Source organism: Acinetobacter sp. WU_MDCI_Abxd143, assembly GCF_025514195.1.
Lineage (GTDB): Bacteria > Pseudomonadota > Gammaproteobacteria > Pseudomonadales > Moraxellaceae > Acinetobacter > Acinetobacter pittii_H.
In genome coordinates, this window is record NZ_JAHPTH010000004.1 from 1 (window position 1) to 21,201 (window position 21,201).

General features: G+C 38.1%; 21 protein-coding genes and 1 pseudogene. 11 read left to right on the forward strand and 11 right to left on the reverse strand.

Going from position 1 to position 21,201, the window contains the following annotated elements; all coding sequences use genetic code 11:
• A partial coding sequence (locus KTI79_RS09990; RefSeq protein ID WP_262468469.1) for a multicopper oxidase domain-containing protein occupies positions 1-1,412 on the reverse strand: 1,412 nt, incomplete at its 3' end.
• An 82-nt stretch (positions 1,413-1,494) separates the two neighbouring features.
• A complete protein-coding gene (locus KTI79_RS09995; protein ID WP_000853611.1) occupies positions 1,495-1,812 on the reverse strand; it encodes a hypothetical protein in 318 nt (105 codons plus the stop codon).
• Between the two features lie 149 nt (positions 1,813-1,961).
• On the opposite strand from KTI79_RS09995, the gene KTI79_RS10000 reads away from it, so the two are divergent.
• On the forward strand, positions 1,962-2,645 hold the full coding sequence (locus KTI79_RS10000) for a heavy metal response regulator transcription factor (protein WP_001221580.1): 684 nt from the start codon (positions 1,962-1,964) through the stop codon (positions 2,643-2,645).
• Entirely contained in the window at positions 2,635-4,011 is a 1,377-nt protein-coding gene (locus KTI79_RS10005; RefSeq protein WP_000149047.1) for a heavy metal sensor histidine kinase, read from the forward strand. The genes KTI79_RS10000 and KTI79_RS10005 overlap by 11 nt, the downstream gene beginning before the upstream one ends.
• Before the next feature lie 77 nt (positions 4,012-4,088).
• On the opposite strand, the gene KTI79_RS10010 is transcribed toward KTI79_RS10005, so the two are convergent.
• Positions 4,089-6,428, reverse strand: a complete 2,340-nt coding sequence (locus KTI79_RS10010) for a heavy metal translocating P-type ATPase (RefSeq protein WP_000350166.1) — start codon at positions 6,426-6,428, stop codon at positions 4,089-4,091.
• A 281-nt stretch (positions 6,429-6,709) separates the two neighbouring features.
• On the opposite strand from KTI79_RS10010, the gene KTI79_RS10015 reads away from it, so the two are divergent.
• Together KTI79_RS10015 and KTI79_RS10020 are read left to right on the forward strand one after the other, a co-directional pair.
• On the forward strand, positions 6,710-7,090 hold the full coding sequence (locus tag KTI79_RS10015) for a copper resistance protein CopC (protein WP_000689222.1): 381 nt from the start codon (positions 6,710-6,712) through the stop codon (positions 7,088-7,090).
• A 66-nt stretch (positions 7,091-7,156) separates the two neighbouring features.
• Positions 7,157-8,038: a copper resistance D family protein gene (locus KTI79_RS10020; RefSeq protein ID WP_000611873.1), complete on the forward strand. Its 882-nt coding sequence runs from the start codon at positions 7,157-7,159 to the stop codon at positions 8,036-8,038.
• A gap of 264 nt (positions 8,039-8,302) precedes the next feature.
• Here the strand turns inward: KTI79_RS10020 and KTI79_RS10025 are convergent, their stop codons facing one another.
• The 7 genes from KTI79_RS10025 to KTI79_RS10055 form a co-directional block, all read right to left on the reverse strand.
• Positions 8,303-9,352, reverse strand: coding sequence for a DUF932 domain-containing protein (locus KTI79_RS10025; protein ID WP_086376331.1), 1,050 nt, complete (start codon positions 9,350-9,352; stop codon positions 8,303-8,305).
• Positions 9,353-9,419: 67 nt separating this feature from the next.
• Positions 9,420-9,713 (reverse strand): hypothetical protein, encoded by a 294-nt coding sequence (locus KTI79_RS10030; RefSeq protein ID WP_000553830.1) that lies wholly within the window; start codon positions 9,711-9,713, stop codon positions 9,420-9,422.
• A gap of 90 nt (positions 9,714-9,803) precedes the next feature.
• Positions 9,804-10,133 carry a hypothetical protein gene (locus KTI79_RS10035; RefSeq protein WP_001068165.1) on the reverse strand — a complete coding sequence of 110 codons (330 nt, stop codon included), beginning with the start codon at positions 10,131-10,133 and terminating at the stop codon, positions 9,804-9,806.
• 58 nt (positions 10,134-10,191) lie between these two features.
• On the reverse strand, positions 10,192-10,890 hold the full coding sequence (locus tag KTI79_RS10040) for a hypothetical protein (RefSeq protein WP_004883233.1): 699 nt from the start codon (positions 10,888-10,890) through the stop codon (positions 10,192-10,194).
• 81 nt (positions 10,891-10,971) lie between these two features.
• Entirely contained in the window at positions 10,972-11,997 is a 1,026-nt protein-coding gene (locus tag KTI79_RS10045) for a J domain-containing protein (RefSeq protein WP_000942646.1), read from the reverse strand.
• Between the two features lie 70 nt (positions 11,998-12,067).
• Positions 12,068-12,214, reverse strand: a complete 147-nt coding sequence (locus tag KTI79_RS10050; protein ID WP_000682545.1) for a hypothetical protein — start codon at positions 12,212-12,214, stop codon at positions 12,068-12,070.
• Between the two features lie 100 nt (positions 12,215-12,314).
• On the reverse strand, positions 12,315-12,578 hold the full coding sequence (locus KTI79_RS10055; protein ID WP_002083868.1) for a hypothetical protein: 264 nt from the start codon (positions 12,576-12,578) through the stop codon (positions 12,315-12,317).
• Positions 12,579-13,124: 546 nt separating this feature from the next.
• Here KTI79_RS10055 and KTI79_RS10060 point away from each other — a divergent pair.
• The 5 genes and pseudogenes from KTI79_RS10060 (at position 13,125) to KTI79_RS10080 (ending at position 18,071) form a co-directional block, all read left to right on the forward strand.
• Positions 13,125-13,339: pseudogene (locus tag KTI79_RS10060) on the forward strand (hypothetical protein).
• A gap of 361 nt (positions 13,340-13,700) precedes the next feature.
• The gene (locus KTI79_RS10065; RefSeq protein ID WP_002062426.1) at positions 13,701-14,813 is read left to right on the forward strand and encodes a hypothetical protein; all 1,113 of its coding nucleotides are present in this window, start codon (positions 13,701-13,703) and stop codon (positions 14,811-14,813) included.
• Between the two features lie 749 nt (positions 14,814-15,562).
• Positions 15,563-16,798, forward strand: coding sequence for an inovirus-type Gp2 protein (locus KTI79_RS10070; RefSeq protein WP_002062435.1), 1,236 nt, complete (start codon positions 15,563-15,565; stop codon positions 16,796-16,798).
• A 1-nt stretch (position 16,799) separates the two neighbouring features.
• On the forward strand, positions 16,800-17,780 hold the full coding sequence (locus KTI79_RS10075) for a hypothetical protein (protein WP_002122907.1): 981 nt from the start codon (positions 16,800-16,802) through the stop codon (positions 17,778-17,780).
• An 18-nt stretch (positions 17,781-17,798) separates the two neighbouring features.
• Positions 17,799-18,071 carry a pyocin activator PrtN family protein gene (locus KTI79_RS10080; protein WP_000538010.1) on the forward strand — a complete coding sequence of 91 codons (273 nt, stop codon included), beginning with the start codon at positions 17,799-17,801 and terminating at the stop codon, positions 18,069-18,071.
• Here KTI79_RS10080 and KTI79_RS10085 read toward each other — a convergent pair.
• Positions 18,055-19,203: a tyrosine-type recombinase/integrase gene (locus KTI79_RS10085; RefSeq protein WP_000534872.1), complete on the reverse strand. Its 1,149-nt coding sequence runs from the start codon at positions 19,201-19,203 to the stop codon at positions 18,055-18,057. The genes KTI79_RS10080 and KTI79_RS10085 overlap by 17 nt on opposite strands.
• A gap of 134 nt (positions 19,204-19,337) precedes the next feature.
• Here KTI79_RS10085 and dusA point away from each other — a divergent pair, with 134 nt between their 5' ends.
• Both dusA and KTI79_RS10095 read left to right on the forward strand, forming a co-directional pair.
• Entirely contained in the window at positions 19,338-20,354 is a 1,017-nt protein-coding gene (gene dusA / locus KTI79_RS10090) for a tRNA dihydrouridine(20/20a) synthase DusA (protein ID WP_032054428.1), read from the forward strand.
• A gap of 334 nt (positions 20,355-20,688) precedes the next feature.
• A complete protein-coding gene (locus tag KTI79_RS10095; RefSeq protein WP_032054427.1) occupies positions 20,689-21,201 on the forward strand; it encodes a hypothetical protein in 513 nt (170 codons plus the stop codon).

Genomic DNA, 21,201 nt, shown 5'->3' on the forward strand with positions numbered 1-21,201 from the left:
TGATCCATACCTTCCATCGAAGACATGTCGTGATCCATGCCTTTCATCGAAGACATGTCGTGATCCATGCCTTTCATCGAAGACATGTCGTGATTCATACCTTTCATTGAAGACATGTCGTGATCCATACCTTTCATCGAAGACATGTCATGATCCATACCTTCCATCGAAGACATGTCGTGATCCATGCCTTTCATCGAAGACATGTCGTGATCCATGCCTTTCATTGAAGACATGTCATGATCCATACCTTTCATTGAAGACATGTCGTGATCCATACCTTTCATCGAAGACATGTCGTGATCCATACCTTCCATCGAAGACATGTCATGGTTCATTCCCATATCTTCCATCGTCAGTAAAGCACGGGGACGAGGTGTCGGCATCATTATATTTTTTACAGGTGAAGTATTTTCATCATGTAATGTACCGATAGAAAAACCACTTCGATCAATAGATTCAGCTTCAATCTGATAACTTGCTTGTTTCGGTTCTACAATAACATCATAAGTCTCAGCGGTTCCTATCCGGAACTCATCCACTGGCACGGGTTTTACTGGTTGTCCATCCGCGCTGACTACTGTCATTTTCAGATTAGGAATTCTTACATCGAACAAAGACATTGCCGAAGCATTGATAAAACGAAGACGTACTTTTTCTCCAGCTTTAAAATTTCCAGTCCAATTTTGTTCTGGAGTCTTACCATTCATTAAAAACGTATAGTTTGTTACATCAGACATATCTGTCTTAAGCATTCGCATCTGATTCCACATGGAACGATCTTTCCATGTTGCTTTTAAACCATCTCTTTTAATCTGCTTGAAAACATCAAAAACCGTTTCTCTTCGATTCTGGTAATAATCAGCTTCTTTCTTGAGATTACTCATAATCTGACCACTAGTAGAATTGTGAAAATCAGAGAGTAAGACTACGTAATCTCTATCAGCTTTTTCTCCAGCCGTTAAAGGAACTTTATTTTTGGGATAAATAACTAGAGGACCATACAAGCCATCTTGCTCTTGGCCTTTACTATGCGAGTGATACCAATAGGTTCCATTCTGACGAACCTTGAATTTATATTCATAGGTTTTATTTGGTGCAATACCATCAAACTTGTTGAACCCAGGTACTCCATCCATAATGCCAGGTAAAATTAAACCATGCCAATGAATAGATGAATCTTGGTTTTTCAACTTGTTGTGTACGCGAATAACGGCATCATCACCTTCCTCAAACTCAAGAAGAGGTGCAACAAACTTACCATTTACAGTAATTCGTTTTAGAGGCTTTCCTGTAATATTCACCGTCTGTTCAGCAATTGTTAAATCATATTCTTTAACCGCTGCCATAACCCAAGTCGACGAAAACAATCCGACTCCTATTAAAAGGACATGACTTAATTTTCTAGACATTTATTTTCACCTATCTATAGTTAATTGAGGGCTAAGCAGGTGGATAAAATACTTTCCCTCAATATCTTATTTCGCGTATTAATTATTTATTTGGCATATTCATTTTAGAATGGTCCATCTCACTCATTTGAGAATGATCCATGTTCATCATTTTAGAATGATCCATTTGGGACATATCAGACATTTGGCTGTGATCATGCTGACTATGGTTTTGTTGATTTTCCTTGCCATCTTTCATATCACAAGGCTTTTTGCATTTCTCTTGTGCTTTTGAATTTACTTTAACTTCTGTACTTACAGTATTTTTCTGTTGAGCATCCGCAGCCCAAGATTGGGTTCCAGCAATTAAAGTCCCAACACACATAAAAGCAGTAAAGCTACGACGGAATAGAGTTTTCATTGATTGCTCCAAAAATAAATTTTATATAACTAACTTATAGGTTGGAACCGGACATCTATGTGACTTGAAAATGACATTTTTGTAATCTACATCGCATCCTGTATTTATAACGTTATTATGGTCTTAATATGCGATACGGGGCTTAATAAATGAGAATCTTACTAGTTGAAGATGAACAAAAAACTGGTGATTATCTAAAGCAAGGTCTTTCTGAGGCAGGATATATTACAGACTGGGTTACAGATGGCTTATCAGGTAAACATCAAGCTCTTTCTGAAGAATATGATCTAATTATACTAGATGTAATGTTACCGAAGTTAGATGGTTGGAATATCATTAATGATATTCGCAAAAGTGGCAAAACTATGCCTATCCTTTTTCTCTCAGCACGTGATCAAATTGAAGATAGAGTTAAAGGCCTGGAACTAGGAGCTGATGATTATCTCGTTAAGCCTTTTGCTTTTGCAGAACTTCTTGCCCGAATTAAAACTTTACTTCGTCGCGGTCAACAAAAGGAAGATAGCAATATTATTACTATTGCTGATCTTGAACTTGATCTTCGTAAACGCCGCGTCACACGTGCTGGACAAAGAATTGACCTTACAGCTAAAGAGTTCGCATTGATGGAATTATTCATGCGTAGACGTGGAGAGATTCTGCCTCGTGCTCTCATTGCTTCTCAAATATGGGATATGAATTTTGATAGTGATACAAACGTTGTAGAAGTCGCTATTAAACGTCTAAGAAATAAAATAGATAGTAATTTTAGTCCTAAGTTGATTCAAAACATCCGCGGAATGGGGTATGTCTTAGAGGTAGAAGATGACTCATAAACTGTTTAATGCGATCAGTTTCCGTATTGCACTCATCTTCTCATTATCTACCATTATTATCTTAATGATTATGGGGCTGGTCATTCATCAGCTTGTTATGCATCATTTTGAAACTCAGGACCGCACTCAGCTAGAAGGGAAAATTCAGCTTTTAGAAAATTTACTGGAACAGAATCCGAAAAATACCGAAGAACTAAAGATATATTTAAAAGATGCTTTAGTTGGTCATCATGACCTAATTGTCCAGATTGAACGTCCAACTGGTCAAATCATTTTTAGTTCAGCACCCGCCGTTATAAAGCCCCAGACATTAGTAAAATCTAAACATACTCCTTGGATAGAATGGAAAATCCAAAGTAAAACATACCGCGGCTTAGTTTATAAAAAGTCATTTGATAAAAATATGAGCATTCCAACTGCTCAGATTATTGTTGGAATCGATACATCTGAACATCAACATTTTTTAAACGACTTTAGACGACAATTGTTATATATCGGAGTTGTGGGCACAATTTGTTTAATGTTTCTAGGTTGGTTTGCTGCATGGAGGGGCTTACGTCCAGTTCAAAAAATGGCAAAAGTTGCAGAAGGCATTTCAGCTCAGCATCTATCTGAACGATTAGCAGTCGATAATACCCCCACTGAACTAAAATCATTAGCCATAGCCTTTAACGATATGTTAGATCGGCTAGAAACTGCTGTAGAAAAACTCTCAGATTTCTCATCTGATCTGGCCCATGAAATTAGAACACCAATTAATAATTTAATGACTCAAACTCAAGTGTGTTTGTCTCGTAGTCGGGATATTAATACTTATCAAGAAGTCCTCTTTTCTAATCTGGAAGAATTTGAACGTTTGGCCCGAATGGTTTCAGATATGTTATTTCTTGCAAAAGCAGAACATGGCCTACACTTACCAAACCTGCAACAGGTCAACCTGGTACAAGAAATTTCTGCTTTATTTGACTTCTATGATGCTATCGCTGCTGAAAAGGGAATGTTTCTAGAACAGAGTGGACAAGGATACGTAAAAGGCGATCCGTCAATGTTACGTCGTGCTCTGAGTAATTTACTATCAAATGCGATCAAATATGGTAAACCTGATTCAGTAATTAAGATTAACTGCCAACAAAATATTGATACCACTATATTTACAATCGAAAATGAAAGCTCTCCAATAACACCTGAGCAGCTGAATCGATTATTTGATCGTTTTTACCGCACGGATGCATCCAGACAAAGAGTTGAGGAAGGCACAGGTTTAGGTTTAGCCATTACCAAGTCAATTCTTGATGTACATGGCGCAATGATTCAAGCTGACTATAGCAACAGCCGTATAGTTTTTAAAATAACTTTTAAAAATTAAATATTTGTAAACAACATATAACTGACTACTCATTTCCAATATCTAAAAAATTATGAGTAGTCAGAAATGATCATTTCCTAACTACGTAGCCTTAAAGCATTACCAATAACCGATGCTGAACTTAGGCTCATTGCTAAAGCTGCGATCATAGGAGAAAGTAGCCAACCGGTAAATGGATATAAAATACCCGCAGCTAAAGGGATGCCTAAAGCATTATAAAGAAATGCAAACATCAGGTTTTGCCTCATATTTTTAATCGTGGCCTCTGACAGGGAACGAGCGATCTCTATCCCCCGTAAATCACCTTTGACTAAAGTGACTTGAGCACTATTCATGGCCACATCTGTTCCTGTTCCCATTGCAATACCAATATCCGCTTGAGCTAAAGCTGGGGCATCATTGATGCCATCACCTGCCATTGCAACCATTCTTCCTTCTTTTTGTAATTTATTAACCAGTTCCAGTTTATCTGCCGGTTTAACTTCTCCATAAACTTCATCAATACCTAATCTAGCTCCAACTGATTTTGCAGTAGTTAAACCATCTCCTGTGGCCATTATAATTCTTAAACCAGAATTCTTCAGAGCATGCACAGCCTCAGGTGTACTGGCTTTGATTGGATCAGAAACAGCCAATAACCCTACGAGCTTCCCATCAACAGCCAAATGCATAACACTCGCACCTTCTGCTCTTAATTGCTCAGCTTGAGGGATATATGCATCAACTGAAATGCCAAGTTGTTCCATTAGAGCTGTATTACCTAATGATAATTGTTGTCCTTCTAACTCGCCCTTAACACCAATTCCAGAACTTGACTCGAAAGATGTCGGTGTTGTTAGTACAAGATTTCTTTCACGGGCAGCCTGTACAATTGCATCTGCTAACGGATGTTCACTACCTTGATCCAAGCTGGCAGCTAATCTGAGTACTTCATTTTCTTCATATCCAGATAAAGCAAACACCTTATCAAATGAGGGGCTACCTTCTGTTAAGGTGCCTGTTTTATCAATAATTAATGTATCAATCTTACGTAAATTTTCTATTGCTGCGGCATCACGGAAGAGTACGCCATTGGATGCTCCACGACCTGTTGCTACCATGATTGACATTGGCGTGGCCAATCCTAAAGCACACGGACAAGCAATAATTAAAACTGCAACAGCATTGATTAAACCGTATACCCAACTCGGTTCTGGACCAAATATTCCCCAACCAAAAAAGGTAAGAATAGATATACCGATCACCACCAGTACAAACCAACCAGCTACCTGATCCGCCATTCTTTGCATAGGAGCTTTAGAACGCTGAGCTTGTGCCACCATTTGAACTATCTGCGAAAGTACTGTTGAAGAACCAACCTTTTCAGAGCGCATCACTAATGAACCGTTCATATTCATTGTCGCCCCTATTACTTGGTCACCTATACGTTTTGTTACTGGAACTGGCTCTCCCGTTAACATCGACTCATCAATAGAACTTGAACCTTCTGTAATTACTCCATCAACAGGTACTTTTTCACCTGGCCGCACTCTCAGTAAATCTCCAACATGTACATGGGAAAGTGGGATATCTTCCTCTCGACCATCTTCGTTAATTTTTCTTGCAGTCTTTGGAGCCAGCCCAAGTAAAGACTTAATTGCTGCCGATGTCTGTGACCGAGCTTTTAATTCAAGTACTTGACCTAATAAGGTCAGTGAAATAATGGCGGCTGTAGCTTCAAAATATACAGCGACACGCCCCATAGAAATAAAAGAATCTGGAAATACTTGTGGGGCCAAAGTCCCAACGAGACTATATAGAAATGCAGCCCCAGTCCCAATTCCGATTAAAGTCCACATATTAGGACTACGATTTAAAATTGACTGCCAACATCTTACAAAAAATGGCCAACCTGCCCAAAAAACGATTGGTAAAGTAAGGACAAGTTCAATCCAGCTTTGCACCTTCATTTCAAACCAATTCAGTTGATGACCAAACATCGCCAAAAATACTACAATTAGGGTCAACGGTAAGGTGTACCAAAATCTTCTTTTAAAATCTTTGAGTTCAGGATTTTCATCTACTTCATCTAAATTTGGAAGCAAAGGCTCTAATGTCATACCGCAAATGGGGCAATTACCAGGATGATTTTGTCGGATCTCTGGATGCATTGGGCAAGTATAAATTGATGAGGTATTTATACTATTTGACTGTGCCTCCATTTTATTTAGAGAGACATTTGTGAAAGCAGATCCATCTTCTTTAGCAAGATACAAAGCAGGATCATGCTTAAATTTTATCTGACATTTTTCACTACAAAAGTAAAAGGTGTTATTGCCAACTTGTTCATGAAATTTAGACTCCTCTGTTACAGCCATGCCACAGACAGGATCGTTATGCGTGTCATTTATAGTTTTCTTTTCATGATAATGGTCCATATATAAACCTCCTTCATATTTGATTTAAAAAAAAATAATTAGCTTCGGATAGAAATAAATTTCCGGTTATTTGAATATTTAATGAACATTTTTCTTGATAAAGTCAGTGTAGCACTTGTGAGTTTTCAATTCTAAAAATGACAAAAATGTAATTTTGGAGTCATCAAGACGTTTCTCTCTTTCTTAAATAATAAGCATACAAAGAGTGATGACCAACGCGATCAATTTAGGAACTTCACTGGGTCATTACTTAGCATGTATTAATTTTAAAAGGTGATGAAATGAAAATTTTCCAAAATAAAGTGTCAGTTCTACGTAATGTACTAGTAGGTGCGACTATGGCTATAGCTGCTTCAAGTGCATTTGCTCATGTCAAACTTGAAAGTGCTACGCCAGCTATTAATGCATCTGTAGCAGGTCAACCAAAAAATATAACTCTAAATTTTGGTGGAGAAGTCATGTTAATGAATGTCAAATTACTTGATGCTCAACGTAAAGACATCCCTTTAAATTACCAAGTAACTCATGATTTAAAAAAATCATTTGAAGTAGCTATACCTAAACTTAAGAAAGGTAAGTACACAGTGGTTTGGACCACAATGGGTACTGATGGCCATAACATGAATGGTGAATATAGCTTCACCATTAAATCAGCGAAATAAAAATAAAATATCAATAATCAATATGCTAGCAGCTTGCTGGCATATTGCTATCACTGGGGTGAAAATATGATTCCTGAAGCTTGGATGTATGCAACGTGGCTGATTAAAGTCGTTTTATATTTAGGAATAGCATTTATTGTTGGTGGTGCCTTTAGCTATTTTCTACTGGGTCGTTATGTAGAAATCAAGCAAGCTATCCTAAAGTACATTACTATTGGTGCAGGGGTAGGCTTTATTTCAAGTGCTTTAAGCTTCTTCGTTCTTATAGGAAGTTTTTCCAATACAGGTTTTTCTGGAATGTGGAATAGCAACTACATTAATATCTTAATAAATACTCCTACTGGGCATGTTCATATCATCCGTTCAATTAGTTTTGCACTTTTACTATTATTTATGATCGTAAAGCTTGGTAAAGGGACTATCCAGATTTCTAAAGTAGAAGGGACAATTTTTACCATCCTGCTCATCCCCATAGTTTTTAGTTTTTCACAACTAGGCCATGTTACAAATTTACCTTTATTCGCTCAATTCTTATTATCAATACATATACTAGTAATGTCCTTATGGATGGGATCACTTTTCCCTCTATGGAGAACAACTAAAAAAATTACAGGTATTCCATTAAAAGATCGCATGCACCTATTTGGAAGAATCGCAGCATTTGTTGTAGGAATACTACTCGCTTGCGGTGCGAGTATTGCTCTGTTACTCATTAAAGATTTCAATACTCTACTAAATACTCCTTATGGGCATGGTTTTATTATTAAGATCGTATTTGTTCTAAGCGTTTTATTATTAGCTGCCTTTAACAAATGGTATTTTACTCCTCGCTTACAAGACCCGAAATTTGCCAAACAGTTGGGTTATGCTATTTTATTTGAAATGTCATTAGGCCTAATGATCCTTTTAACGACTGGATATATTACAACTGTAGTGGGAATTGATTAAATAGGTATATAGAAATTTAAAAAGTAAAATGAAAAAAATTATCTGATTCTGTTTGATTTCATTACTGGTTCAATTCTTGATATTTTTTCTAACTCCATAAGCTTTACTATTGTAAGTAGAGTGTAGTGTACGACTATAGAGTCTCAAATCTTTTAAAATATAGGGGTAAAATTACTTACCCCATAATCTGCCTTTGTTTTTATAAATTAATTACATGATTTTCTGTAATTAATTTATAAATGAACTTAAATAAATAATCATACCTTATACAACCATTCTTAATGCCTGTTCCAGCCCACGTTGTTTAAGGTTGGCTCCTACCCCAAACCATGCTGAATCTAGTCGGTGATCTGTTGAGATCGCACGTCGCTCATGATCAACAAACTCCGTAATACTACAAAGCAGTCCATACACCGTATCTTTAGCTGAAGCTAACTCGGCACCACGACCATGCCCATTAAACATGGCCATGACCTTAGACATAGCACGTCCATTTGGTTCTGTTTTATTGTCGGCTTTGGATGAGTTGATTTGTTTAGGCGTAGCTACATTACGGTAGAACTGAATGATACTTTCATCTTGTTCAGCAATACTCAGGTTCGTGTTATTAAACACTGCATCAAAATAAGCTGCTGCTTCCTGCTGGGTAACTTTACGCTGGCTGAGTTGTTTCATTTCATACATGTGCTCGCCCCATGCATGAACCGAAATACCCAATTGCTGTTTAATCTTCTCGGCATCGAACTTGGTACTGTGTGGAACTTTCACTACACCAGCACTACTATTCTGCCCGCGTAAGGCAATCGCCAAGGTGTTGTTACACACCACACGAACACTGGTGAATTGCGCCGTGGTGGCTAGTGTGCCATCACATGCGGTTGCCAACAAAATGTAGCCATTACTGACATCCTTACCTTTTAATGCTGCCGATTGTCCGGTCCTAGCCAATGCCCAGAACTTACGTCCACCTTTAAGTACACCTGCCGTTTCCAGTTCAAAGCCTGATTGTTCGGTCAGGTCTCGGTAAAACTCCAAGATTTCTTTGGGCTGCACTTCCTGATAACGCTGACTCACTACCGATAACGGCGCATGAGTATCTGAGCGATAAAGTACTCGTTGCTCTTCATAAGGCATCAGAATATTTTGTCCACATTCATTCTTTGCCATAAAACTGACATTGGATGATTCTATTCGCCAGTCCATACCCGCCTGTTGTGCCCATACTTCTATTGGTTGATTCTGAGGGAGTTGATTACCTAAGCCATGCCAAGGGGTTTGACCAACGAATGCCATCGTTTCTATTTGATGTGCCATGATTGATTTCCTTTAAGTAATATAAATGAAGTGATTTAAATAATTTGAAAGTTGTAAACGATAAGAATTAAGCGAAGCCTGATTGCTGGATTTCAAAATGCTCCAGACATTGCTCACACTGGTAATACAAGGTCACCATATTTTCTTGATGCTGAACGTAGAGCAGAAACATGCCCCCAATCACCAAGCCCACAAATCCACCCACCAAAGGGTGAACGGGACTGCGTTTTGACAACTGCATACAGGCTGCTGCCAGAGACATGGGCGAGAACGATGAAAGCTTTGCAAATACGCCCGAAGTGGGTTCAGTCTGGCGGAGTAAAGTGATGTGTAATGAATGACAGTAAGGACACTGGTGCATGGTCTTCTTCCTTAAATAAAAGGCATAAAAAAACCACAAGCAAATGCTTGTGGTTTGATTGAGCTTTATGTCGTTTTAGATTAAGTCAAATTAACGAGTTACTTTTGGAGTCGCTAAACCTTTCTTGCTACAAGGTTGGATACTTTCAATATATTGACCATCTCCAGTGTCTTTAAAGAAACCATATTTTGATTTGATTTCTAAACATTGCCCCTTCTTAAAAGGTTTAACTTGTGGAACGACTTTAGCTGGCATAGCGTAGCTATTTAAAATGACTTCGCCTTTAGTGGTTGGAAATACAACTGACTCTTCGCCGTAATAGACATTGGCTTTAAGTGTAATCTGCTCAGTTTTAGCAAAAGCAATAGAACTGAGTGAAAGACTTAAAACTCCACAAGCGATAAGTTTGATTGGGTTCATGGTATTTTCTCTGATTAAGTAAAGTAATAATTAAACGAATGCTACAGGCCAGCTTTAATTAGTGACCAAAGCATGGCTGGTATCCTTCGTGAAGGACTTGATTGCTGTTCTTATCCCAACTCACCACATACCAAGTACATTGGTAACGGTCAGAGTCCCATGCAGTACGATAGGTCATGGTATTACCTTGCTGGCTCCATCCTTCAACTCGTTTACTCACCTGATCTGGACTTGAGCGGCCCCATACATTCATAAGGTGTGACGCTAACATTTGATCAATATTCGGGATGGTTGACTTTAAATCAGCTGGAGCAGATTTGATTGGCTTTAAGCCATAGCGAGAGGTGTTCGAACTTAAGGTTTTTCCTTCATGGTACTCAGCATCAACTTCTGAACTGAGATTGCCTAGACTTGTATCTTGTGCTTTTGCCTGATCCACTGCGGCTATTGCCCCCGCAACCACTTCATCTTCAGCTTGTGAATGAGTAGATTCTGATTCCGGGTTTTCCACCATACTTTCAATTCCGGTGAAACCTGATTCAACGGGTTCCGATGCTGCTTGTGTTGTGGCAGATTGATTTTGTACCTTAGATTGTTGTAAAGCGAGTTGTGCTAACTGAAGTTCAGTTTGTCGTTTTTGATGTTGATTAAATAAAATACCGCCTGCAATTAACACCGCCATCATGACTACAGTTAACAACCAATATAACGGTGGTATCTTTTTAGTTGAGTTAGTGCTGTTCTTTATCATATTCATATCATTACCTTGAAATAGAGGATATACGGCGCTTTAGGGCTGCCTTCACTGGGGTAATATGTAAGTAAAAATTCTTTATTTTCAGTTATTGTCCAAATAGCTTTTTAATAAAGCTCTTGCTTCATTCAGTTGCTGTGCCTGACTTTCAATCAACTGACGAACAGATTCAGGTAAGTTCTGGTATTTATCGGGATGGAACTCAGCCATCTTTTTTCGGTAAGCAGATTGTAAGTTCTGCTCAGTCAGTGAATTAGGCTGAATATCAAGAAGTTTGCACGCTTGAAGTTGTCCACCGTTGAAAGTAGAAGTAGTAGACTGATTCATTTCATCAGCCAGACATTGATAGATAATTTTGACCAGATCAGGAAATACGGCTTTAGAAACATTGGATACACGACATAAATGGGTCATGAAGAGATCCGCCTGATTCTGCTCAACCTGACCCAGTGCCATGGCATAAACCAGTTGTTCGATCATCTCCGTACGAAGCTTGTAAGCCAGCACATCTTTCAGTTCTGCAAAGCGATGTAATAATTCTTCATATTCAAAGTTGGGATGTTCAGTCAGTAACCTTTTAATATAGTGCTGTGATGCTTCATCATTCAGCTTTACAAAATGTTTAGATATTGCATGACTAGATTCAGGATTCCACTTACCCATATTGAATGTGATGAAATAAGCAAACAGATCAATAATTACCTTCAGTTCTGCATCAATCTGTGGTGGAGCCCGATCGGTTTCTGTTTCACCCTGACAAACTTCATTTAGAAATGAAGCCAATGTTCGTACTGTGCCCTTATCCAGTTGGGTAAAGGTCAGGGTTTCTATACGATTCAGTACGATGCCATGATTAATGACGCCAATATCTGCCTCGACATGATGAATACTTTTAAAGAGATAAACCGCTTCATCTCCAAAGCTTTCTTTATAAAAGAGTCCTGTCGCCGTCACACAAAGTCCAGCTTTAGCACTGCCAAATACCGTATCGTCAATTAGCATAAGGATTTCATCTGGATGAATTCCTTGAGGGAGATAACTCATAGCCCCTTGCAATTTTTTATAAGGAATAGCGGGTGCAAAATAAATATTGTCACTCGCTCTTAACATCAACATCCAACGGCTTTTCTGGAGTGATTCTCTCGATATGATTGTCATGGCAACTTCCCCAATTTAGCGACTAAAACAACCAACGTAGAAAATCAGCAGGCCAAACAAGTGCCCGACCCAAAGAATATGAACCAGAATAAATAGGGTACTGCCAAATCAAATACAGCCAATAACCAATCACAATGGTGAAATAAAGGCCAATCAATGGATGTTTCATTGTAAATTCCTCATTTTTTTAGGTAAGCCTATCCAACCCACTGCTCTATGGCAGCAGGTGAGATCAAAAGACAAACTAAGATTTAATGTGAATACGAGCTCTAAAGTTTATGTGCACATTGCTGACCAGACTTAAAAGATACCTCTTCGAAATCCTCTGGCATCCTGACTTGCATCATGCCAATCGCCTCCAGCCTCTCTTTGCCATAATGTTCTTCCATCCTGTCGTAGAAGCAGGAACAGAAACTGCGACTTCCTCCCGTATTCCTACAGCTTTGTTTCATACCCTTTTCGAAATCAGAAGAACAACCAGTAACCAACAAAATACTGACACCTACCAAACCCATCAAAATTTTATTTTTCATCATTTTATCCAGTGACGTCGTCATGGAGCTTAGGCTTTTTTAGGCAACACGAAGCCTTGCCATGGTGTAGCTCACATGACATTTTTTTAAGTAAATTTTTAGACGAAAAGATCTAAAGCTTGAGAAACTAGAAGTTCATCAAATCCTATTAAAACTAATCAGGCGTTATAAAAAGAATATGCATAGCCAACTCCTTTATATTGGGAGTTCTGCCAAAGCATTAGAGAATTATGGTGGCAGAACGAGAAAGGGTTGACAGACCGGATTGGATTGACACCAGCACACTCGAAAGTGTCCCTCTCCCGTCCTACCGCAACGGGAGGAGACGAGATGTACCCTCAAAATTATTCCTCAGAAGGAATAACTCTGATGCAACCCAATAAAACGGTCTGTCAAAACCGACTGGCAATGTGGCCAGCAAGCAAAGGATAATGTGCAATATTTAAGGTGTCAATGATCTATCGACTAAGTCGTAAAGTGATTGTTATTGTTTTTCATTAGATTAATTCTTTAAACTAACCATTAGGTAAATTTAAGGATGATTCAGTGTTTCGGTTAAAGTGTCTTGGTGGTCCACTGTATGGACAAGAATATTCTCATGCTCAGGATGGTTTATTTTTAAAGACAAACAGACAGGAAAGCAGACGCGTTATCGAAAGCAGGCTTTAAACTTCACCCCACCCCAAGAGTTCTTTATAGCAGAGTCAATTTCTACAACCGTAGCCTACAATCTTGCATTGCAATTAATGAAACGCTATTGAGACCTTTTAGTAATACAAAGACATACTATTAACTAACCAATAATGAGTGATTTTCTAGCACTTGATTCAGTCCATAATAAATTTATAATCCAGTAGAATGCTTCACAGTACTACAAGTTTAGTCCAACAATTATAACTCTAAGCTACATTTTGATTTTGACTACTTTTCACCCAAAACATCGCAAGTCGGTACAGAATCATCATAAGTCGGTACATAAATGGAGTGCAGTTTAACACCTAACACCCCTCTACAAATGCTCATAATTCACTCTCAAGTTAAGCTAAATCATTTTTAAATTATAAGTAGTTACGACTTATAATATATGCACTTCTTTTAAAATGAATAAGTGAACTTGATTACATGGCAACTTCAGCTAAAAAAAATGCTAAGGCTAAACAAGAAACCACATCTACGAGTAACATCAAAAAACTTATTGGCTTAATTGACCAACTTGAAGAACATATTATTAAAAGACATAAATTTCCCTATGGTTTGCCATCAGCCTATGCCGAACACTACAAAGCTTATTTACCCGAACAAATGGAACCTATCAGTGAAGAAATGACGGATAATGACCGAAAGTGGTTTTATGAACAGCTTGATCAAGGCTTATTAAAAGAATCGCCAGAACAAAAGGCTCTCCGTCAACAGGCATGGAGATTACCCCCACCATTACTTCGAGGTAAATCGGAAATTTACATCTACATTCCCGAAGAGGACCGACTTGCCCGACACTATGGCGAAATCGCGACTGAAATTCGTAAATTCAAAAACTTGGTATCAACTAAAACCAGAATATTCAAAAAAACAGCACAACAAGCTGAGAAACATTTTGAAGAAGCATTTCATCTCTACTCCAAACATTATGATTGTTCTTTCTATATCTACACGCTACCAGAAGATATCTATAAACAGATTAGGCAATCTCAATTAGCCCGAAACAGCCATAAAAAATCCCAGAGGGTAAAAAAAACTTACCTCTCACTTGTTCAACGTTTTATTACCAGTAATCAAAAAACTTACTCAAGTATGGATACGGTTCTAGGAGCCATTGAGCAGCAAGCTATCTCAAAAATTCCAGAATACCTCACTCAAGAATACAATGCTGAAATAGAACATTGTTTACGAAAAAAAGAAGAAGCTGAATATTTTCTTTTTGCAGCTCGAAATGATCTATCTACAGCTGAAGTCAAAGAAATTGAAGAATATGGTAAAAAAACTGTAATCATACAAGCTCAGAACCGTGATCAACCCCTAACTTCTTTTGCAGGTCGCCCTATCGAACGTTATAAGGAAATAAGAGTATTTTATCAGAAAAAGATTTCTGCCTTAGAAACTCAAAAAAGTAAAATTAGAACCGACGATCAGAGAATGAAGTTACTGAATAGCGCTAAATCTTGGTTAAAGGAAAGCGAGCCAAGCCTATATGATGCGCTGAACATTTTTATAGAAAAGAAAGGTAGAAAACTTTAGAATTCCCCTCCCACCCCAATAAAAATCCGATCACTCACATAGTTTATTTAGAGCCTGTTAGTTCTACACTGACATGCTCTTAAAAAAAATTAATAAATTTTTAAAAGAGTAATAATTACAATGAAATTTCTATATTTTAAAGATTTTAAATACATATATATCAGTAGCTTAAATAAATTCTTCGCAGATTTTTAGAGGGTGCTTAATTTTTTTCTAGAATTTCCCTTATGCAATCAAGCATACAAAACTTGCTACATAAGGAACCAATATGACCAACTCAAACCTAAGCCAGCAACACATCAAATTAATAAGTACATTCAATTGGAAGCTTAGCAATTTACGGGTGTGGGTCACCCGAAGAATAGCTCAACGAAGCCATTTAAATGCTGCATAACGCAGGACATCACAACTTTTAAAAAGTCCTCGTATTACCGTCATTTTTTGGTAGAGCATTCTCGAAGTAAAGTGCAATCGGCTTTTCGGTTTAAATACAATTGTAATAAGTAATATTAGATATATGTAATTAATCTACTAGATACTTATTGTCATAAGCAGTGTGCCTTAGCAAATACTGCTTATAGATTAGATTGATTTAATTGTGTATCCATTTGAGATGAATACACTCCAGATAGATTAGCCAATATCCACTCTACGCCTACCCTAATGGACATTTCTAAACGATGTCCATAGGGAGAGCATTTACCTCATGACGCCTGATACGTAATTAATTATTTGTATGTAGGTATACTATGAAATCTCTGAACAACACAGCTAAACCAATTCTTCCACCTATCGCACAGTTCTCAGTTGCAGATAGAGATGCATTCCTAGAACAGCTCAAGGAAGATTTTTCAACTCATGAGTACATGACAGAAAACGGTAAGATTAAAATATTCAAAACGAGTATAAACCCTGAAGTTGAAAAAATGCTCAGTCGTGTTGAGTTCATCAAGTATTTTGAGAAAGAGCGCCCAATCGCTACTCTTAAATCTGTTCAAAGTTTTAAGGGCAAAGAGCAACTACGTGTTGAATATGCGAAGGATATTCCACTTTTGCTTAAGTGCCAGCTTACAACAATCTTTGTGTCTGCTCGCTCTGGCAATTACAAGATGGGCATAGAGTTACAGGCCTTTAAGGATTCATTCTTAGAACTTTCAAAGGAAGAACAATATACCCTTTATGAATTTTCTCTGATCAATCAGTGTTACACATCTGAACAGGCTCAGGCTTATGTTGCAGCTTTAATTAAATTTCAGAAGTTGTTTGCAATAAGAATGAGTAGTGCCTCAATTCGTAAACAACTTTCGAATCGTGCTAGTAATCGACGCCGTTCTAAAGAGCGTTGTGTTGAGCTTGTAGAGACTCTACTCAAGATCCATTCTCGAATCCTTGTTGTTCGAGTAGATCTAGGATTAATACGCGATCCAGCTAAGCTTCAACAGCTTGCTATCTCAACTGATTTTGCTCAGGCTGAACATGATAGTGAGTTTCTGCAAGAGTCTTTTATTCGGTTCTATGATGCATCTAAGCATAATCAGCTTAAGCAAGCGCTCGGGTATATCCTGCGTATTGAACACACCCCAACCAAGGGATTCCATGGACATCTTTATTACTTCTTCAATGCCAATGACCATCGTGAGGACATCACGTGGGGGCAATATATTGCTGAGAAATGGAGGGTTGCTACAAACAATCTTGGGACTGCTTTTATCTGCAATATGAAGAAAGATGAGTACCGCTATCGTGCCTTAGGCATTTTGGAGTATACCGACCATGAAATGCTTAAGAATCTCAAGGCTACGTTTGACTACATATGCAAAAATGATCAGTACTTCGCCTTTACTAATGGAGAACAAATTCGGAGCTTCCGAACAAGCCAAATACCAAAAGTTCCTGCTACCAAACTTGGCCGTCCACGCAAGTTCGAGCAACTTAACCTACTAGACTCTGATCAGTCAGATGATGCTGAAGTAGGAGGACAGTAACATGACTAAGTACGCATCAGATGCTTTACTTGCAGCTACACATTCGTCATGCAGCATTCAACCTATTTGGGCTTACGATCTGATTGGTTCTGAGAAGTCAGCAAAAGCTCTTGGGGGATCAAAAACTACGAGCATGTTTGCAAAACAAAAGTCTCAAAATAGTAATCAGGCATTATCTCTCAGTAAACCTGTTGAGTTGATTAGGTCAGTATATCCATTAGTGACAGGCTCCCCTGTCACTAATGGGATGTTATCTGTTCGGCTAAAGCCAGAGAATGAATTGTTTATTCAGTTTATTAAACAGATAGGGCCTATGCTCAATGGTGGGATTTACTGTAACGATCAGTACTTTTCGTATCAAATTATGGGCTATCAATATACGCTCATCACGAGACAGTTCAATGAGAAGTTAATGGCGTGGAATGCAGAGCAAGTTCGCACTGAAGAGTTATTTGATTTAACAATGAAGGCTCTATACAAGAACTATGCAGGCTTCGAGATACATGAGCTATATCTGCCAATACTATTTACGCTTTCGACGAATGCAACAACGTATTCTAAACAGCAATATTTAGATCAGCAGAAGAAAGAGATGATTGCCCTTTTCATTAATGAAGGCGGTAATAATGATGTTGTTGCGGTATTTTCAAAATGGGAACTTACGCCCCAAGGACAATTAGCACTCAGACTAGTGTTCTTACTAGAACGTCAGTTTATAAATGATCCTGTTGGTTGGTCTGATGAGAATGCTTTCACAGCCTTACATGGTAATTTGGAGAGCCTTTTTAATTGCAAAGCATATCCTGTATCTATGCCATTAAATGGGTTTATGCAAACCAATCGTTTTTTAAAAAACGATCCAAAGTGTAAAGACCTTATTAAGTTGCTCAAAACGTATCTGGTTGGCACCGATACAATCCTTCGAATCTGGGATACACAGTCCAGTTTTGATGTGTTGTTTTCCAAGTTTACAACCAACTAGCTAAGAGGCTATTTCACAATGGGTGTATTTCAGTTAAATACCGCTGACTACCTATTCATGAAATATCGATCTATGACTGTCGAATTAATGAGTGTAGTACAAGACTATTATCCTCATTTAAGTAAGGCAGAGGCTCTGAGAAAGGCAAATCATCAAGAATTTCCTTTCTCAGTCTTTAAAATAGATTCAAGCAAACGTGCACCTTTTCTAGTACACATTAAAGACTTGGCTGATATTTTAGATAAAAAGTATTCTGAAGCTTCTAAAGATTTTGCTACGTTTCATCAATGAGGCGTAGCACCTCTTCCAACTGAATTACATTTCGTCTTGATTTAACAGAAACATACCTCTGTAAACTACTCCACGAATCATGCAAACTCACTTTCTGAATTTCAGGAATAGTAAAACTTTGTTCTGCCAATCGTGTACATCCCTCATGTCTCAAATCATGAAAATGTAAATCTTCAATTCCTAATATTTTACATGCTTCACGAAATTCTTTTCCTATGCTTTTTGGGTTCAGAGGCAATAAGAGTTGTTCATCATATCCTAATCGAAGCATACGACTCCGCACTTCATTATCTAATAAAAGTTCAATTATTGTTTTACAAGGTTCCAACACGTCAAAAGACTTGTGATTACCTTTAGAACCGTTCGGATTTTTCAAATCATGAACTTTCCATGATGAATGGTAAGAATCATAATCTTGCAGCCATAAGCGTGTTAACTCTGCTTCACGTCTGCATGAAAAAATTGCGAACCAAATAATTAAATGCATTGGATACTTAGTACCATATTTATTTAATTTCCAACGCTCAGCAAAAAGTTTTGTTAAAGCAATTAACTCTTCATTTGTAGGAAGTCTATCTCTCACTTTGCTAGAGGAGATTTGGCGAGTTTTTCTAAGCTGTGCCGTAGCTTTATCGAAGCTACTTAAATCAACTTCCATGCCCCACATAACAGATGCATGAGATAGAACACCTCTAATATGTAAAAGCTCATGCTGCTGTGTACTTGTTGCAATAGGGTCTAAACCAAGATTCGGCACGCCTCTCCGTCTTAGAGCAACATGCTCAGCCAAATGTATTGAATGTATTTTTGTGATAATATTGCGCGCGATTGGCAACTTCTTAATTAAGAGTAGAGAATAGCGTTTCGTCCTACCGTACTCGCTCCCAACTTCATCCAAATATTTATCTATGGCATCTGACAAAGTTAGATCAATCAGTTGTTCTTTGCCAAGTAAAATGTCTGGATTTTCTTGAATCTCAACTTCTCTTTTTTTAAGCCAGTTTTCTGCCACTTTTTTTGAATGAAATGTTTTGCTTTCAGAATAAGCTGGATAACCTTTTTTGTTGATCCGGATAGCAGCTCGGTAACTAACACTTCCATCTGCACCTTTTCTGGCAGTAATTGACCCCATAAATTTACACCATGAACCATTTTCTCCATTATGGTGTAAATTTTGGTGTAAATGCAAACTAATTAACGCAGCTAAATATGAGTTCCCACAGATTCAAACAGGTTGCAAAACACTGATTAAAGGCATGATTTTTAATGACTATTAATAAAACCATTGAAACTATTAAATCTCCAAGAATCAGTGTAGCCCCAATGATGGACTGGACAACGAAGGATTACCGATTCTTTGCACGGTTGTTTAACCCGAACGTTGTGCTTTATACAGAAATGGTGACTACGGGTGCAATCCTATTTGGCGATGCAAAACGCCATTTGGACTATAACGCTCAAGAACACCCTATCGTATTACAACTTGGTGGCTCAAATCCGCAAGAGCTTGCTACCTGCACAAAAATGGCCGAAGATTGGGGGTACGACGAAGTTAACCTTAATGTAGGCTGCCCAAGTGACCGCGTACAGAACAATAAAATCGGCGCGTGTTTAATGGCAGAGCCAGACTTGGTTGCTGAATGCATTCATACCATGCAAAAGGCAGTAAAGATTCCAGTAACGGTAAAACATCGTATTGGTATTGATGACATGCAGTCTTACGAAGAAATGCTACATTTCGTAGATACTGTCGCTGCAACAGGTTGTACTTATTTCGTTGTACATGCCCGTATTGCTATTTTGAAAGGTTTGTCTCCAAAAGAAAACCGAGAAGTTCCTCCTTTACGCTACGAAGATGTATACCGCTTAAAGCAAGAACGTCCACATCTCACCATTGAAATTAACGGCGGAATTAAAACCTTTGCCGAAACTCAAGCTCATTTACAGCACGTTGATGGTGTCATGATTGGCCGTGAAGCCTACCATAACCCTTATCTACTTGCTGAGCTCGGCCAACTTTGGAATTTAGAAGCGCCAGATCGTTTCGATATTATGGAGCAAATGCTGCCTTATATTGAGCAACGTATGGCTGAAGGTGCTCCTCTTTCAATCATTACACGTCATATTTTAGGTTTATTCCAAAACTTGCCGGGCGCTCGTAAATGGCGTCAGGCGCTAAGTGGCGGAAATGCAAAAACTTTAGCTGACGTTGAAAATGCAATTCAAAACATGCAAGCAGCCCTGATTCGCACTGAAGAGTATTTAAAAGAGCAGCAAGTTTAAGTTGGTGATGACTTCTTAAATTGTAAGAAAATGTGGCATTTTAAATCAGCGACTTAGATTTTGAGTATATTCGCAAATGTTGAAGCAAAATATTCAAATTTAAGTTCTGATTTATTATTTATTTATAATAATATCAATAATTTAAGTTTTACTGTTTTTAACAACCCTTTTAACGAGCATCTTTTTACTCCAAAGTATACGTCTCTGGAAAAAAGATACGTTATTACATAACATAAACAAAACTTTTAAGGTACGCCTATTAGTATCTCTGAACGCCACAGGTAGGTGGTGATTTTTTTAATATGGACATGGGTAGCACGGTAGAGATTTCACGATGATTATTTATGACGGACAAGTAGCTGATAACTATATGTATCAGGATTCAAATCAGGCAGCCATTGTTGTATCGCACAGCGCACCAAGCCTCCCTTATCCTTTCACTATGAAACCTAATAATCATCAAACTCAAACCTCAACAAACCCTCCAATCGATGTAGAAAAGTTTGTAGAAAAATTAGAAAGCGTTACATCTAGACGCAGTAAAGCGAGATGCGCACGGAGTATCCGTCTTGCGCTCGAATCTGCTGGGGCCGATGTTGAAAACCATCCAATTGCAGCTTCAGATTGGGGTGATACCCTTAAAAAGATTGGCTATAAAGAAATTGATCCAGCCTTCGACGAACCTCAGGAAGGTGACATTTACATCATTCACCGAACCCGCAACCATGTTTATGGACATATCGCTGGGTATACAGGAAGTGAATGGGTTTCTGACTTCAAACAAAGTAGTTATGACGTTTATAAAGACGATAACGTTACTTATACTTACTATAGATTAGCTGCCTAA